This window comes from Kribbella rubisoli (assembly GCF_004217145.1).
In the GTDB taxonomy this organism is placed as follows: Bacteria; Actinomycetota; Actinomycetes; order Propionibacteriales; family Kribbellaceae; genus Kribbella; species Kribbella rubisoli.
In genome coordinates this window covers 63,795-78,832 of the sequence record NZ_SHKR01000013.1, presented here as the reverse complement: position 1 = coordinate 78,832, position 15,038 = coordinate 63,795, and the positions used below count along the sequence as shown (strand labels likewise).

General features: G+C 68.8%; 14 protein-coding genes. 11 read left to right on the top strand and 3 right to left on the bottom strand.

Annotated features, from left to right (window positions below):
• Positions 1-24 precede the first annotated feature (24 nt).
• Positions 25-1,293 carry an NAD(P)/FAD-dependent oxidoreductase gene (locus EV645_RS20365; protein WP_242000538.1) on the top strand — a complete coding sequence of 423 codons (1,269 nt, stop codon included), beginning with the start codon at positions 25-27 and terminating at the stop codon, positions 1,291-1,293.
• On the opposite strand, the gene EV645_RS20360 is transcribed toward EV645_RS20365, so the two are convergent.
• Complete coding sequence (locus EV645_RS20360) at positions 1,279-1,914, bottom strand: nucleotidyltransferase domain-containing protein (RefSeq protein ID WP_130445553.1); 636 nt, start codon at positions 1,912-1,914, stop codon at positions 1,279-1,281. The genes EV645_RS20365 and EV645_RS20360 overlap by 15 nt on opposite strands.
• A 40-nt stretch (positions 1,915-1,954) precedes the next feature.
• Positions 1,955-2,698: a GntR family transcriptional regulator gene (locus EV645_RS20355; RefSeq protein ID WP_130445552.1), complete on the bottom strand. Its 744-nt coding sequence runs from the start codon at positions 2,696-2,698 to the stop codon at positions 1,955-1,957.
• Between the two features lie 224 nt (positions 2,699-2,922).
• Between EV645_RS20355 and EV645_RS20350 the strand changes: the two genes are divergently transcribed.
• The 10 genes from EV645_RS20350 to EV645_RS20305 all read left to right on the top strand — a co-directional run bounded on the left by EV645_RS20350 (position 2,923) and on the right by EV645_RS20305 (position 14,289).
• The gene (locus tag EV645_RS20350; RefSeq protein WP_130445551.1) at positions 2,923-3,270 is read left to right on the top strand and encodes a LapA family protein; all 348 of its coding nucleotides are present in this window, start codon (positions 2,923-2,925) and stop codon (positions 3,268-3,270) included.
• A gap of 4 nt (positions 3,271-3,274) precedes the next feature.
• Positions 3,275-3,727, top strand: a complete 453-nt coding sequence (locus EV645_RS20345) for a DUF5994 family protein (RefSeq protein ID WP_130445550.1) — start codon at positions 3,275-3,277, stop codon at positions 3,725-3,727.
• Positions 3,728-3,801: 74 nt separating this feature from the next.
• The gene (locus EV645_RS20340) at positions 3,802-4,590 is read left to right on the top strand and encodes a TIGR03084 family metal-binding protein (protein ID WP_130445549.1); all 789 of its coding nucleotides are present in this window, start codon (positions 3,802-3,804) and stop codon (positions 4,588-4,590) included.
• Positions 4,587-6,296: an acyclic terpene utilization AtuA family protein gene (locus EV645_RS20335; protein ID WP_130445548.1), complete on the top strand. Its 1,710-nt coding sequence runs from the start codon at positions 4,587-4,589 to the stop codon at positions 6,294-6,296. The genes EV645_RS20340 and EV645_RS20335 overlap by 4 nt, the downstream gene beginning before the upstream one ends.
• A complete protein-coding gene (locus EV645_RS20330) occupies positions 6,293-7,405 on the top strand; it encodes an acyl-CoA dehydrogenase family protein (RefSeq protein ID WP_130445547.1) in 1,113 nt (370 codons plus the stop codon). Before EV645_RS20335 ends, EV645_RS20330 begins: the two co-directional genes overlap by 4 nt.
• Positions 7,402-8,955 (top strand): acyl-CoA carboxylase subunit beta, encoded by a 1,554-nt coding sequence (locus EV645_RS20325; protein WP_130445546.1) that lies wholly within the window; start codon positions 7,402-7,404, stop codon positions 8,953-8,955. Before EV645_RS20330 ends, EV645_RS20325 begins: the two co-directional genes overlap by 4 nt.
• A gap of 5 nt (positions 8,956-8,960) precedes the next feature.
• Positions 8,961-10,961, top strand: coding sequence for an ATP-binding protein (locus EV645_RS20320; RefSeq protein ID WP_130445545.1), 2,001 nt, complete (start codon positions 8,961-8,963; stop codon positions 10,959-10,961).
• Entirely contained in the window at positions 10,958-12,115 is a 1,158-nt protein-coding gene (locus EV645_RS20315) for an acyl-CoA dehydrogenase family protein (protein ID WP_130445544.1), read from the top strand. The genes EV645_RS20320 and EV645_RS20315 overlap by 4 nt, the downstream gene beginning before the upstream one ends.
• Positions 12,116-12,128: 13 nt before the next feature.
• Positions 12,129-13,685, top strand: coding sequence for an AMP-binding protein (locus EV645_RS20310; RefSeq protein WP_130445543.1), 1,557 nt, complete (start codon positions 12,129-12,131; stop codon positions 13,683-13,685).
• Positions 13,678-14,289, top strand: coding sequence for a TetR/AcrR family transcriptional regulator (locus EV645_RS20305; protein WP_198681757.1), 612 nt, complete (start codon positions 13,678-13,680; stop codon positions 14,287-14,289). The genes EV645_RS20310 and EV645_RS20305 overlap by 8 nt, the downstream gene beginning before the upstream one ends.
• Here EV645_RS20305 and EV645_RS20300 read toward each other — a convergent pair.
• The gene (locus EV645_RS20300; RefSeq protein WP_130445542.1) at positions 14,262-14,996 is read right to left on the bottom strand and encodes an AraC family transcriptional regulator; all 735 of its coding nucleotides are present in this window, start codon (positions 14,994-14,996) and stop codon (positions 14,262-14,264) included. The genes EV645_RS20305 and EV645_RS20300 overlap by 28 nt on opposite strands.
• Positions 14,997-15,038: the final 42 nt, after the last annotated feature.

The window sequence follows — 15,038 nt, the reverse complement described above, 5'->3', positions numbered from 1 at the left end:
GAGGGCGACCGGGACGCCGACGTCGTGATCGTCGGCGCCGGGTACACCGGCTTGTGGACCGCGTACTACCTGGCGAAAGCGGATCCCTCGCTGCGAATCGTCGTACTCGAGTCTGAGACCGCCGGGTTCGGGGCTTCGGGGCGAAACGGCGGGTGGTGTTCGGCGCTGTTTCCCGTGTCCTCGCGACGGCTGGCCGCGCTGCCGGGCTCGAGCCGGGAGGCGGCGATCGAGCTGCATCGGGCGATGCAGGCGAGCGTGAACGAGGTCGGCCTGGTGAGCGCGGCCGAGGGGATCGACTGCGATTACCACAAGGGCGGGACCGTGGTGCTGGCGCGGACGCGGGTGCAGCTGGCCCGGGCGCGGGCCGAGGTGGACGCGGCTGCCGAGTGGGGACCGGGGGATCTGCAGTTCCTCGGGCCGGACGAGGTCGCGTCAAAGGTAAGAGCGACAAAGGTGCTGGGGGCAACGTTCACGCCGCACTGCGCGGCGATCCATCCGGGGAAGCTGGTGCGCGGACTGGCCGCGGTGGTCGAGCGGCTCGGGGTGACGATCCACGAGCTGACGCCGGTGACCCGGATCCTGCCCGGGCGCGCGATCACGCCGTACGGCGTCGTCCGCGCGGAGGTCGCCGTCCGGGCGACCGAGGGCTTCACGCCGGGGCTGGACGGTCAGTCGCGGGTCGTTGCGCCGGTGTATTCGTTGATGGTGGCAACGGAGCCGCTCGGCCAGGCGGTGTGGGACCGGATCGGGCTGGCGGACCGGCCGACGTTCAGCGATCAGCGGCATCTGATCATCTATGGGCAGCGGACCGCCGACGGGCGGCTGGCGTTCGGCGGGCGCGGTGCGCCGTACCACTTCCGGTCGCGGATCAAGCCCGGATTCGACGACGTACCGCGGGTGTTCAAGGGGTTGCAGAAGACGCTGCGGGAGCTGTTCGACATCTCGCCCGAGTTCACGCACGCGTGGGGCGGTCCCCTGGGTGTGCCGCGGGACTGGTGCGCGTCGGTCGGGCTGGAGCGCGGCGTCGCCTGGGCCGGTGGGTACGTCGGGGACGGCGTGAGTACGACGAACCTCGCGGGGCGCACGCTGCGCGACCTGATCCTCGAGCGGGACACCGCATTGACGCGACTGCCCTGGGTCGGGCATCGGTCGCGGGCGTGGGAGCCGGAGCCGTTGCGCTGGCTGGGGATCAACGCGGGGTTGCGGGCGATGACACTCGCGGACGTAGAGGAGCGGGTGACGCGGCGGGAAAGCCTGATCGCGCGGCTGATGGCCCCGCTACTTGGCGGCTGAGACCGGCAGCCGGCCGGCTTCCATCAGCGGTACGCCGGTGAGCTCGATGCTCGGCCGGATCCAGTCGTTGAGGATCGGGTCCTCGGTGTCGAGGTGACCCGAGAGCTCGGTGCGGCTCAGCTCGAAGACGTGCGCCGGGTTGCCGGTCAGGTCGACGACGGTCTGCATCAGCCGGCCTACCTGCTCCTCCCACAGCACGTCGACGAACTCGTGCCGGTCCGGGCGGATCAGCAGCAGGTCGACGTCGCTGTCCCGATCACCGTCGCCGCGCGCGATCGCGCCGTACACGCTCGCGTGGACCGGCGGGATCCGCCAGTTGCTGATCTCGTCGGCGAGGCGGCTAATCAACGTACTGCGGAGGTCTGCGAGCTGGTCGACGATCGGGGCCAGGATGTGCTTGCGATTAAGGCGATAGAGCAACGAATTGCCGAGATCGTCGACGTGCACGAGCCCGGTCGCCGCCAGCCGCTGCAGCACGAGCCGCACACCCGCGACGCTTCCCGACTCCGCCAGCTTGTGGATCTGGCGGCCGGACAGACCCTCCTCGGCCCGCGCCAGCACCAGCAAAACCGGCCCGTCGAGGGACGGCACCACTGTGCTGATCGGGCTCTTCAGATCCATAACCCGTCTCACCCTAGTGATCACCCGACGGGTCAAGTAATCATCGTGACGCGTCAGAGATCCTTCGCGTCGGCGCGGTGGAGCGGAGCTCGGTCGTGAAGGCGTAGCGGTCGCCGCGGTAGACGGCCGAGGTGTACTCGAAGACGCGGTCGCGGCCGTCGAAGCTGATGCCGTGCTGGGCGAGGCAGGGCTGCGTGGCCGGGATGTCGAGCCAGCCTGCCGTCTTCGCGTCGGGCATGACGGGCTCCATGCGATACGTACCGCTGGCGACGTCGATGCCGTAGCGGCTGGTGAGCAGGTCATAGAGCGAGCCGTCAAGGTCCTCGGCCTGCAGTCCGGGGACGTACGCCGCGGGCAGCGTCGTGCGTTCGACCACCATCGGATGGTCGTCCGCGAGCCGGAGCCGCGTGAACGCGATGACCGGATCGCCGACCGGGATCCGCAGCCGGCGCGCCGCGGGCCGCTCGGCCTTCTGGTGCCGGAACTCGAGCATGGTGTTGCCGGGTCGCATCCCACGGCGACGGATGTCCTCGGAGAACCCGATCATCCCGAGCCAGCGCGCCACCTTCGGCCGGCTCGTGTACGTGCCGCTGCCATGCCGCCGTACAAGCAGCTCCTCGATCACCAACTCGTCCACGGCTCGCCGCAGCGTCATCCGCGCCACGCTCCACCGCGCCGCCAGCTCACGCTCGGGCGGCAGCGCGGCGCCTTCCGGCAGCGAGTCGATCAGGCTCAGCAACAGCGCCCGGATCTCGGCGGCTTTCCCCGGCAACGAACCATGCATTGGTCTTACGTAACACCTGACTAGACCTGTACGGAAGCCTTTCCATCACCGTTGAAGCGAGAACGACTAGACCATTCGTACTGCGGTCGCCGGGGTGGGTGCGTCATGGGGGCAGCGGGATCGGGGCTTTCTGGTTCAGACCGGCGTACTGTGGGAGTAGTTCCGGAATCGACGACGCCGCGTCTTGAGGCTGCCAGCCATACCGGCCCTCCGTAGGAGCCGTCATGTCGGTCCTTCATCGCGCTCGAAAGACACCCGATCCGCCGGAATCCGACACCCCACCACCAGCTGTCGACGAACTCTCGGAACCGCAGTCGGCACGGGTGCCGCGGACCCGGATCAGTGGCGCGTGGGTGGGAATCTGCGCCACCGTGCTGGGCTTCGTCGTACTGATCGTGTTCATGCTGCAGAACACCGGCACCGTCGCGATCAACTTTCTCTGGATGAACGGCTCGCTGCCACTCGCGTTGGCTCTGTTCATCGCCGGCGTCGGCACTGCCGTGCTGGCCACGGCGATCGGCGCGGCTCGGATGACGCAACTGCGTCGCCTGGTCCGCCGCGGCAGGAACTGAGGTCATGGTGACGCTCGTTGCCCGGGACGGCAGGACAGTCATGTCCGAGTCCGAGCCGTCGACACCACGACTGCGTCTGCGCAGTGATACCGACAGGGGACCGCTCGACGGCGGCTGGTGGCCGCGCTCGACAGATCCGGTCGCCGAGATCCCCGGCCTCGTGCTGGCCATCGACACCCTCCGCGGACCGATCGCCCGGATCATGCTCTACCGCGGCGATTGGGACAGCCATCCGCGTCGGCTGGCCGTCGACGGGCGCGTCGTACACCTTGGGTTCTTCGCCAGCCAGCCTCCGGGATTGCTGATCGCCCTGTCGGGCAGGGCCGGTGCCCGCGTCGATCTGGCAGTCATCCCACCCTGCACCGCTGAGGCCGTGGCCGAAGCCGCCCTGACGCTTGTCGCCGCCAACGGCAACCAGATCCACGCGCAGGACCTCGTGTCGGCGGCAACTCCCTGAAAACAAGCACGCTTGATTCTTTTTCGGGGGCGTGGGACGCTCAGGGGCACGATCCTCCGGTGAGGGAGTGCGGCGTGCAACTGGATGAAGTGCTGGCAGGTCTGTGGGCCGAAAGTGCCGAGCTGGATCGGTTGGTGGGTGGCCTGGCCGCTGACGAGTGGGCGACACCGACGCCCGCCGAGGGCTGGACGATTGCGCACCAGATCGCCCACTTGGCCTGGACCGACGAGGCGGCGCACTTGGCAGCGGCCGACCCCGAGGGTTTCAAGGCCTCACTGCAGACGGCCGCCGCCAGCCCGACGACGTACGTCGATGACGGGGCAGCGGAGACTGCCGCGCTGCCGCCGGACCAGCTGCTGCCGTACTGGCGGGAGACCCGGACCGAGGTTGCCGAAGCGCTGAAGAAGGTGCCAGCCGGGGAGAAGGTGCTCTGGTACGGGCCGCCGATGAGCCCGACCTCCATGGCGACCGCGCGGCTGATGGAGACGTGGGCGCACGGCCAGGACGTGTTCGACGCTCTCGGCGTACGACGGCAGCCGAGCAACCGGCTGCGCCATGTCGCGCATCTCGCGGTGCGCACGCGGGACTTCGCGTACCTGCTCAACGACCGCAAGCCGCCGGCCGAGCAGTTCCGCGTCGAGCTGACCGGGCCGGACGGTGATGTCTGGTCGTGGGGGCCGGAGGATGCGGCTCAGCGGGTGAGTGCCCCGGCACTCGACTTCTGCCTGCTGGCGACCCAGCGGCGGCATCGCGATGACCTGGCGGTGGGGGCCGAGGGGGCTGACGTCGAGGAGTGGCTGGGGATCATCCAGGCGTTCGCCGGGCTGCCCGGGAAGGGCCGGCGGCCGGGGCAGTTCGCATGACTGAGCCGATCCGCATCGGGAACGCGTCGGGGTTCTACGGGGACCGGTTCAGCGCGGTGCACGAGATGCTCACGGGCGGGCCTCTGGATGTGCTGACCGGCGACTATCTGGCTGAGCTGACGATGCTCATCCTCGGGCGGGATCGGCTGAAGGACCCAGCGCTCGGGTACGCGCGGACCTTTCTCAAGCAGTTGGAGAGCGGGCTCGGGGAGGCGCTGGATCGGGGCGTGAAGATCGTCAGCAATGCGGGCGGTCTGAACCCGTCGGGTCTGGCGCAGGCGATCGGCGAGTTGGCCGACAAACTCGGCCTGCACCCGAAGATCGCGTACGTCGAAGGTGACGATCTGCTGCCCCGCGCCGCCGAGCTGGACCTCGGACAACCACTGACGGCCAACGCCTACCTGGGTGCTTGGGGAATCGCCGAGGCCTTGCAGGCGGGTGCGGACGTGGTGGTGACCGGGCGCGTCACCGATGCATCGGTGATCGTCGGGCCGGCCGCCGCGCATCACGGGTGGAAGCGGACGCAGTACGACGAACTTGCCGGCGCGGTCGTCGCGGGGCATGTGATCGAGTGCGGCTGTCAGGCGACCGGCGGGAACTACGCGTTCTTCAGCGAGATCCGTGACTTCGGCCGGCCCGGGTTCCCGATCGCGGAGATCCACGCGGACGGCAGCAGCGTGATCACCAAGCACGACAACACCGGCGGCGCGGTCACGATCGACACGGTCAAGGCGCAGCTGCTGTACGAGATCACCGGCGCCCGGTACGCCGGTCCGGACGTCACGGCCCGCCTCGACATGATCGAGCTTTCCGCCGACGGCCCGGATCGGATCAAGCTCTCCGGCGTACGCGGTGAAGCCCCGCCGCCGACGTACAAGGTCTCGTTGAACAGCGTCGGCGGATTCCGCAACGAGGTCGACTTCGTGCTGACCGGGCTGCAGCTGGAGCAGAAGGCCGAGCTCGTCCAGCAGCAGCTCGAGCAGGCGCTCCCCAAGCGGCCGGCCGAGCTGAAGTGGACGCTCGCGTGGACCGAGAAGCCGAATGCCGAGTCGGAGGAAGAGGCGAGCGTCTTCCTCCGGTGCGCGGTGAAGGACCCGGATCCGAAGGTTGTCGGCCGGGCCTTCAGCAGCGCGGCGGTCGAGCTGGCGCTCGCGAGCTACCCGGGCTTCCACGTCACTGCGCCGCCCGGCGACGGTTCGCCGTACGGCGTGTTCCAGGCCGGGTACGTCGACATCCACGAGGTGGAGCACGTCGTCGTACTCCCGGACGGCACTCGCACCGTGATCGAACCGGCCGCCGAGACACAGCCGCTGGCGCCTGTCGACGACATCGAGGAGCCGATGCCGCTGCTCCAACTGTCGAGCGGACCGCCGCGGACGCGCGAGGTGCCGCTCGGGCGGATCGCCGGTGCGCGGTCCGGCGACAAGGGCGGCGACGCGAACGTCGGCGTGTGGGTGCGCGACGAGAAGGCGTGGCGCTGGCTCGCACACACCCTCACGGTCGACCTTTTCAAGCAACTGCTGCCCGAGACACAGCCGCTGACCGTGACCCGCTACCTCCTTCCGAACCTGTGGGCCGTCAACTTCGTCGTCGAAGGACTGCTGGGCGAGGGCGTCGCCGCGCAGGCTCGCTTCGACCCGCAGGCAAAGGCTGTTGGCGAGTGGCTGCGATCCCGGTACATCGACGTACCGGAGGTCCTGCTGTGAACTCGTTCCGGGACTCCGTGCGGCGTTTCATGGATGCCGATGTGCTGCCGCAGCTCGATCAATGGGAGCTCGACGGCGAGCTGCCGCGAGAGCTGCACAAGAAGGCCGGGGCTATCGGTCTGCTCGGTGTCGGGTTTCCGGAGGCGGTCGGTGGCGGCGGCGGTTCGTTGCTCGACGCGATCGACGTCGTCGAGGAGATGCACTACGCCGGCGGGTCCGGCGGACTCGTCGCCTCGCTCCTGACCTGCGGAATCGCACTGCCCCATATTGTTGCTGCCGGCAATCAAGAACAGCTCGAGCGATGGGTTCGGCCCACGTTGAACGGTGAGCTGATCGGGGCGCTGGCGATCACGGAGCCCGGCGGCGGATCGGATGTGGCATCCATCCGTACGACGGCTCGGCGTGAGGGCGACGTGTTCGTCGTCAACGGCGCGAAGACCTTCATCACGTCGGGCTGCCGCGCAGACTTCGTGACGACGGCGGTCCGCACCGACGGCCCAGGTGCGCACGGGATCAGTCTGCTGGTGATCGAGCAGGGGTTCGAGGTGTCGCGGCGGCTGGAGAAGATGGGGTGGCTGTGTTCCGACACTGCTGAGCTGTCCTTCACCGACGTGCGGGTTCCGGTGGATAACCTCGTCGGAGCTCAAGGCTCTGGGTTTGTGCAGCTCGCGGTGAACTTCGTGGCTGAGCGGCTGACGTTGGCGGTGCAGGCGTACGCCGGGGCTCAGCGGGCGCTCGACCTGACTGTTGCGTGGTGCCGGGATCGCGAGACCTTCGGGCGCCCGCTGATCTCACGGCAGACCGTGCAACACACGTTGACCGAGATGGCTCGGCGGATCGATGTGGCTCGGGTGTATGTGCGTTCGGTCGCTGAGCGGGCAGACCGTGGTGAGGACGTGATCGCCGAGACCTGCTTCGCGAAGAACACGGCGGTTGAGGCCGGGCAGTGGGTCTGCGATCAGGCGCTGCAACTGCACGGCGGGCTCGGGTACATGCGGGAGGCCGAGGTCGAACGCCAGTACCGCGACCAGAAGATCCTCGCCATCGGCGGCGGCACCACCGAGATCCTGACCGGCCTTGCCTCCAAGAGACTGGGGTTCAGTGCATGAGTAACCGCGAGGCGATGCTGGAGAAGCTCGTCGCCCTCGATGCCGAGCACGCGAAGGCGCTGGCCGGCGGTGGCGAGAAGTACGTGGACCGCCATCACAAGCGCGGCAAGCTGCTCGCCCGGGAGCGGATCGAACTGCTGCTCGACCCGGACTCGTACTTCCTCGAGCTGTCGCCGCTGGCCGGCTGGGGTTCGGACTTCGCCGTCGGCGCGAGCCTGGTGACCGGGATCGGCGTCGTCGAAGGTGTCGAGTGCCTGATCACCGCGAACGACCCGACCGTCAAGGGCGGCGCGAGCAATCCGTGGACGCTGAAGAAGGCCCTGCGGTCGGACGAGATCGCCCGGGCGAACCGGCTGCCGGTGATCAGCCTGGTCGAGTCCGGCGGCGCGGATCTGCCGACGCAGAAGGAGATCTTCATCCCCGGCGGCGCGATGTTCCGCAACCTGACCCGGTTGTCGGCCGAGGGGATCCCGACGATCGCGCTGGTGTTCGGCAACTCGACCGCGGGCGGTGCATACATCCCGGGCATGAGCGACTACGTCGTGATGGTCGACGGCGGCGCGAAGGTGTTCCTGGCCGGGCCGCCGCTGGTGAAGATGGCGACCGGTGAGGACGCGGACGACGAGTCGCTCGGCGGCGCGTCGATGCACGCGCGGCGGTCCGGCCTAGCGGACTACTTCGCCGTCGACGAGCAGGACGCGATCCGGCTCGGGCGGCAGATCGTGTCCCGGCTGAACTGGCGCAAGGCCGGGCCGGCGCCGAAGCCGTCGTACGACGAACCTCTGCTCGACTCGGACGGGCTGCTGGATATCGTGCCGGGTGATCTGAAGATCCCGTTCGATCCGCGGGACGTGATTGCCCGGGTCGTGGACGGATCGGTGTTCGACGAGTTCAAGCCGCTGTACGGGTCGTCGCTGGCAACGGGGTGGGCGTCGATGCACGGATACCCGGTCGGCATCCTCGCGAATGCGCGCGGCGTGCTGTTCAGCGAGGAGTCGCAGAAGGCGGCGCAATTCATCCAGCTGGCCAACCGGGCGAACACGCCGCTGATCTTCCTGCACAACACGACCGGCTACATGGTCGGCCAGGAGTACGAGCAGGGCGGGATCATCAAGCACGGCGCGCAGATGATCAACGCGGTCTCGAACTCTCGCGTGCCGCACATCTCGGTCCTGATGGGCGCGTCGTACGGGGCCGGGCACTACGGGATGTGCGGACGGGCGTTCGATCCGCGGTTCCTGTTCGCGTGGCCGTCGGCGAAGTCGGCGGTGATGGGACCGCAGCAGCTCGCCGGCGTCCTGTCGATCGTCGCGCGCGCGGCCGCGGAGGCGAAGGGGCAGCCGTACGACGAGAACGCCGACGCGCAGATGCGGGCGTACGTCGAGGGGCAGATCGAGGCGGAATCCCTGCCGATGTTCCTGTCCGGCCGGTTGTACGACGACGGCGTGATCGACCCGCGCGACACCAGAACGGTCCTCGGCATCTGCCTGTCCGCCATCCACTCGGCCCCGGTCGAAGGCACCTCGTCCTTCGGCGTCTTCAGGATGTGATCCGGATGACTTCAGCTGCTGACGGGCCGCGCGGGATCACGTCCGTGCTGGTCGCCAACCGGGGCGAGATCGCGCGCCGGATCTTCCGCACCGCCCGGTCGCTCGGTCTGGCCACGGTCGCCGTCCACTCCACCGCCGACGCGCGGATGCCGTTCGTCGGCGAGGCGGACGCGGCGGTTGAGCTGCCCGGTAATACGCCGGGTGAGACGTATCTGCGGGCGGAGCTGATCGTCGAGGCGGCCGTGCGGGCCGGGGTGGACGCCGTACATCCCGGCTATGGGTTCCTGTCCGAGAACGCCGGGTTCGCTCAGGCGGTCATCGACGCGGGGCTGACGTGGATCGGGCCGCCGGTGGATGCGATCTCGTCGATGGGGTCGAAGATCGAGGCGAAGAAGCTGATGGCGGCGGCCGGGGTGCCGGTGCTGGCGGAGCTAACGCCTGCGGAGGTCTCGGCGGTCGACCTGCCGGTACTGGTCAAGGCATCGGCCGGTGGTGGCGGACGTGGGATGCGGGTGGTGACACGGCTCGAGGACCTCGCGGCAGAGATCGACGCGGCGTCGGCGGAGGCGTTGTCGGCGTTCGGGGACGGGACCGTGTTCTGCGAGCGGTACCTGGCTGCTGGTCACCACGTCGAGGTCCAGATCATGGCCGATCAGCACGGGACGATCTGGGCCGTGGGTGAGCGCGAGTGCTCTGTCCAGCGCCGGCACCAGAAGGTTGTCGAGGAGGCACCCAGCCCGCTGGTCGAGCGGATCCCGTCGATGCGCCCTGAACTCTATGAAGCAGCACGCAAGGCAGCGGCCGCTATCAACTACGTGGGCGCTGGGACGGTTGAGTTCCTCGCGGACGACGCGGGCAGGTTCTACTTCCTCGAGATGAACACACGGCTCCAGGTCGAGCACCCGGTCACCGAGGAGACCACCGGGCTGGATCTGGTGGAGCTGCAGTTCGCGGTCGCGGCTGGTGAACGACTCCCGGCAGACCCACCGCCCACGGTCGGCCACGCGATCGAGGTACGGCTGTACGCCGAGGACCCGGCCAACGACTGGCAACCCCGAACGGGTCGTCTCCACGCCTTCGGAGTCGGTGCCCGCCATCTTTCCGGAACAAAGTCGGCACGTGGCGGCGAAATTGTTCCGGAGAGCCGGTCGACGCCCCGGCTGCGGGTGGATTCGGGGGTCGAGGACGGGTCGGAGGTCTCGCCGTACTACGACGCGATGCTGGCCAAGGTCATCGTCTGGGCTCCGGCGCGAGCATCGGCCGCGGCCCGGCTGGCCGCGGAGCTGGAGCGGGCCAGGATTCACGGGGTCGGGACCAACCGGGATCTGTTGACCTGGATCCTGCGGCATCCCGCCTTCCTTGCCGGGGACACCGACACCGGGTTCTTCGACAAGCACGGCGTCGGGGAGCCTCCGACCGACGACGTGGTGCGCGTGTCGGCGTTGGCTGCTGCGTTGGCGGATGCGGCCGCGCGGCAGGCTCGGACCTCGTTACGAGTGGCGAGTGGCTGGCGGAACCTGCCTTCGCAACCGCAGCGCAAGAGCTACCGCGTCGGCGACGTCGTGCATCAGGTGGAGTACCGCCTGACCCGCGACGGATTGGTTGCTGAGGGCAACGCAAGGCTGGTGGAGAGTACGCCGACGCGGGTGGTGCTGGAGGTTGACGGCGTGCGGCGGGTGTTCGAGGTGGCGGCGTACGACGGGCTGACGTGCGTGGATTCGTCGCTCGGGAGCATCTCACTGACTCCGGTGGAGCGGTTCACGGATCCGGCGCGGCAGGTGGCGGCGGGGTCGTTGGTGGCGCCAATGCCGGGGACGGTGATCCGGGTCGGTGTGCGGATCGGCGACAAAGTTACCCAAGGGCAACCGCTGTTGTGGCTGGAGGCGATGAAGATGGAACACATGATCGCCGCCCCGGTCGACGGGGTGGTCGGTGAGCTCACGGTGGAAGCGGGACAACAGGTCGAGGTCGGCGCCGTACTAGCGGTGGTTGGGGAGGACGCATGAGTTTCGTCGAGTCCGAGGAACGCCGGGAGCTGCGGAAGGTTGTCAGCGAGCTCGGGAAGAAGTACGGCTACGAGTGGTTCAACCGGCAGGCGCGGTCCGGCGGGCACACGACCGAGCTGTGGCTGGAGGCCGGCAAGCTCGGCTTCCTCGGCGTCAACCTCCCGGAGCAGTACGGCGGCGGAGGCGGCGGCATGGCCGACCTGTCGATCGTGCTCGAGGAGCTGGGCGCCGCCGGCTGCCCGCTGCTGATGCTGGTCGTCTCACCGTCGATCTGCGGCACCGTGATCTCTCGCTTCGGCACCGACGAGCAGAAGCAGACCTGGTTGCCCGGCCTGGCCGACGGTACGACGATCATGGCGTTCGCGATCACCGAGCCCGACGCCGGCTCGAACTCGCACCAGATCACGACGACGGCCCGCCGGGCCGACGACGGCTGGTCGCTGACCGGCCGCAAGGTCTTCATCTCCGGACTCGACGTGGCGAAGGCGGTCCTGGTCGTCGGCCGCACCGAAGATGCGAAGACAGGCAAGCTGAAGCCCGCGCTGTTCATCGTGCCGATCGACGCGCCGGGCGTGGAGTTCCAGCAGATCGAGATGGACCTGATCAGCCCGGACAAGCAGTACGCGTTGTTCCTGGACGACGTACAGCTCCCGCGCGAAGCGCTCGTCGGCTCCGAGGACGCCGCGCTGATGCAGCTGTTCGCGGGGCTGAACCCCGAGCGGATCATGGCGTCGGCGTTCGCGATCGGGATCGCCCGGCATGCGCTCGGCAAGGCAACGGCGTACGTCAAGGAACGGCAGGTCTGGAAGGCCCCGATCGGCGCTCATCAGGGTCTCGCGCATCCACTGGCGCAGATCAAGATCGAGCTCGAACTGGCCCGCCTGATGATGCAGAAGGCCGCCGCGCTGTACGACGCGGGCGACGACATGGGCGCGGGCGAGGCCGCGAACATGGCGAAGTACGCCGCCGGCGAGGTCGCCGTACGGGCCACCGATCAGGCGGTGCAATCGCTCGGCGGGAACGGTATGACTGTCGAGTACGGCGTCGCTTCGCTGGTCGCGGCGGCCCGCGCGACCCGGATCGCGCCGGTCAGCCGGGAGATGATCCTGAACTTCGTGGCACAACACAGCCTGGGACTGCCGAAGTCGTACTAGAAGGAGTGGGGCAATGATCATCACCAGCGAATTCCCGCCCGTCGAGGTGCTCGACGTACCGATCCACGAGGCGGTCCTCGGCAGAGCCCAGGAGTTCGGCGACCGGGCTGCGATGGTCGACGGCGTCACCGGCAAGGAGCTGAGCTACGTCCAGCTCGACCACATGACCCGTCGGGTCGCGGCCGGGCTCGCCGAGCTCGGGATCCGGCACGGTGACGTGATCGCGCTCTACAGCCCGAACACGATCCTGTACCCGGTGGTGTTCTACGGCGCGACCCGCGCCGGCGCGACCGTGACCACGGTGAACGCGCTCTACACCGCGGACGAGCTGCACAAGCAGTTGATCGACTCGAAGGCGAAGTTGCTGGTGACGATTTCGCTGTTCCTGCCGGTCGCGACCGCGGCGATCGAGGGTACGGACGTGGAGGAGATCTTCGTCTGCGACCAGGCCGAGGGGTACCGCTCGGTGATGGAGCTGGTCGCCTCCACGGCTCCGGAGCCGGTCGTGTCGATCGACCCGGTCGAGGATGTCGCCGTACTGCCGTACTCCAGCGGTACGACGGGCGCGGCCAAGGGCGTGATGCTGACGCACCGGAACATCGCGACCAACATCCACCAGGCCGAGTCGATGTTCGACCTGGAGGACGGTGAGCGGATCATCGCGATCCTGCCGTTCTTCCACATCTACGGGCTGTCCGTGCTGATGAACCTGCCGCTCCGGCTCGGCGCGACGGTCGTCGTGCTGCCGAAGTTCGACCTGCAGCAGTTCCTGACCACGCTGGAGAAGCACCGGATCACCCGCGCGTTCGTGGCACCGCCTGTCGTCCTGGCGCTGGCCAAGCACCCGGCGGTCGACGGGGTGGACCTGTCGCACCTCAAGTGGGTGACGTCTGCGGCCGCACCCCTGGACGGCGAGCTGGCCGAGGCCTGCGCGAAGCGGCTCGGGCTGCACGCCGTACTGCAGGCGTACGGGATGACGGAGCTGTCGCCGGGGACGCACGTCGTACCGCAGGACGACCCGGAGCCGCCACCGGGTGCCGTCGGCAAGCTGTTCCCGTCGACCGAGATGCGGCTGGTCGGTGCCGATGGCAACGATGCGGACGAGGGCGAGATCTGGATCCGCGGGCCGCAGGTGATGAAGGGGTACCTCGGCCGGCCGGCCGATACCGACGCGACCATCGACCGGGACGGCTGGCTGCACACCGGGGACATCGGGCGGATGGACGCGCGGGGCTACCTGTTCGTCATCGACCGGGTCAAGGAGCTGATCAAGTACCACGGCTACCAGGTGCCGCCGGCCGAGCTCGAGGCGGTGCTGCTCACGGACGAGCGGATCGCGGACGCGGCGGTCATCGGGGTGAATGCCGACGGCAACGAAGTACCGAAGGCGTTCGTGGTGCGGATGCCCGGTGCCGAGCTGACCGAGACCGACGTGATGGAGTACGTCGCCGCGCGGGTTGCGCCGTACAAGAAGATCCGCCAGGTGGAGTTCATCGACGCGGTGCCGAAGGCGGCGTCGGGGAAGATCCTGCGGCGGGAACTGCGTGCTCGCGAGGCAGCGCGTGAGTGAGGTGCTGAAGGCACCGCAACAGGACCGCTCGCGGGCGACCCGGCAGCGGTTACTGGAGGCGGCGGTCGAGTCCCTGGCCGAGGTCGGGTACGCCGCGACGACGGTGAGCGTCGTGGCGACCCGGGCCGGGGTGTCGCGGGGGGCGGCGCAGCATCACTTCCCGACTCGGGCGGATCTGTTCTTGGCGGCGGTCGAGTACATGACGTCGGTGCGGCTGGCCGAGATCCGCTCGCAGGCGGCGGCGTTGCCGGTGGGTCCGGGGCGGACCGAGGCGATCGTCGGAATGCTGGCCGATGTGTACACGGGCCCGTTGTTCCGGGCCGCGTTGCACCTGTGGGTGGCGGCGTCGACCGAGGATGCGCTGCGACGGCAGATCGTGCGGCTGGAATCGCATGTCGGGCGGCAGGCACACCGGGCGTTGCTGGAGGTCCTGGAGGTCAGCGAACGCACGCCCGGGGTGCGGGAGACGGTGCAGGGCGTGCTGGACATGGCCCGGGGTCTGGGTCTCGCTGACTTACTGACCGACGACAGCGCCCGCCGCCGCGACATCGTGCGCCAGTGGAGCCGGATCCTGGATCAGGCCCTCCGCGAGCCCGGTGTGTGACCGAACGCCCGCCGGAACGTGTCAATGAACGCACTGGCCGACGCCCACCCGGTGCTGTGCGCCACCCGAGTCACCGACTCCCCCTCCGCAAGTAGCCGAAGCGCCTCATGCAGCCGCAGCTGAGTCCGCCACTGCGGGAAACTCATCCCCAGGTCGGCTTTACACAGTCGGCTCAGGGTCCGCTCGCTCGCGCCAACCTCCCACCCCAGCTCCGCCAACGTGCGACTGTCGGCTGGGTCGCGCCGCAACAGCTCACAGACGGCTGCAAGCTTCGGGTCCCGCGCCGCGGGCCGATACGTAGCCCGCTGATCTGACTGCTGCAACTGATCGAGCAGCACGCCCCGCAAGCGCTCGCGTTCGGCAGAGTCAGCGCCGTCCTCACCTGAGGTATAGGCGAGCAGAAGCTCTCGGAGGAGCGGACTGACGACGAGCGCCGACGGTACGTCGAGGGCGAGTGGGTTCTCCTGTAGGCCGACTGTGTGGAGGGTGGTTTCGCCGTAGGCGCGGTGTTGGTGGAGGGTGCCGGCGGGGATCCAGATTGCTCGGGTGGCGGGGGCTACCCAGCTGCCGGCGTCGGTGGTGACGGAGAGGACGCCGCGGCCGGCGTACACGATCTGGTGGCGGTCGTGCCAGTGCGCCTCGATGCCGCCGCCGGCCTCGATCGGGCGGTGGCCGGTAGTTGCGGGACGTTGGCGGGTTTCCGGCATAGGTTGTCATTTTATCGGAAGCCGGACAGCCTGCCCGGTGAC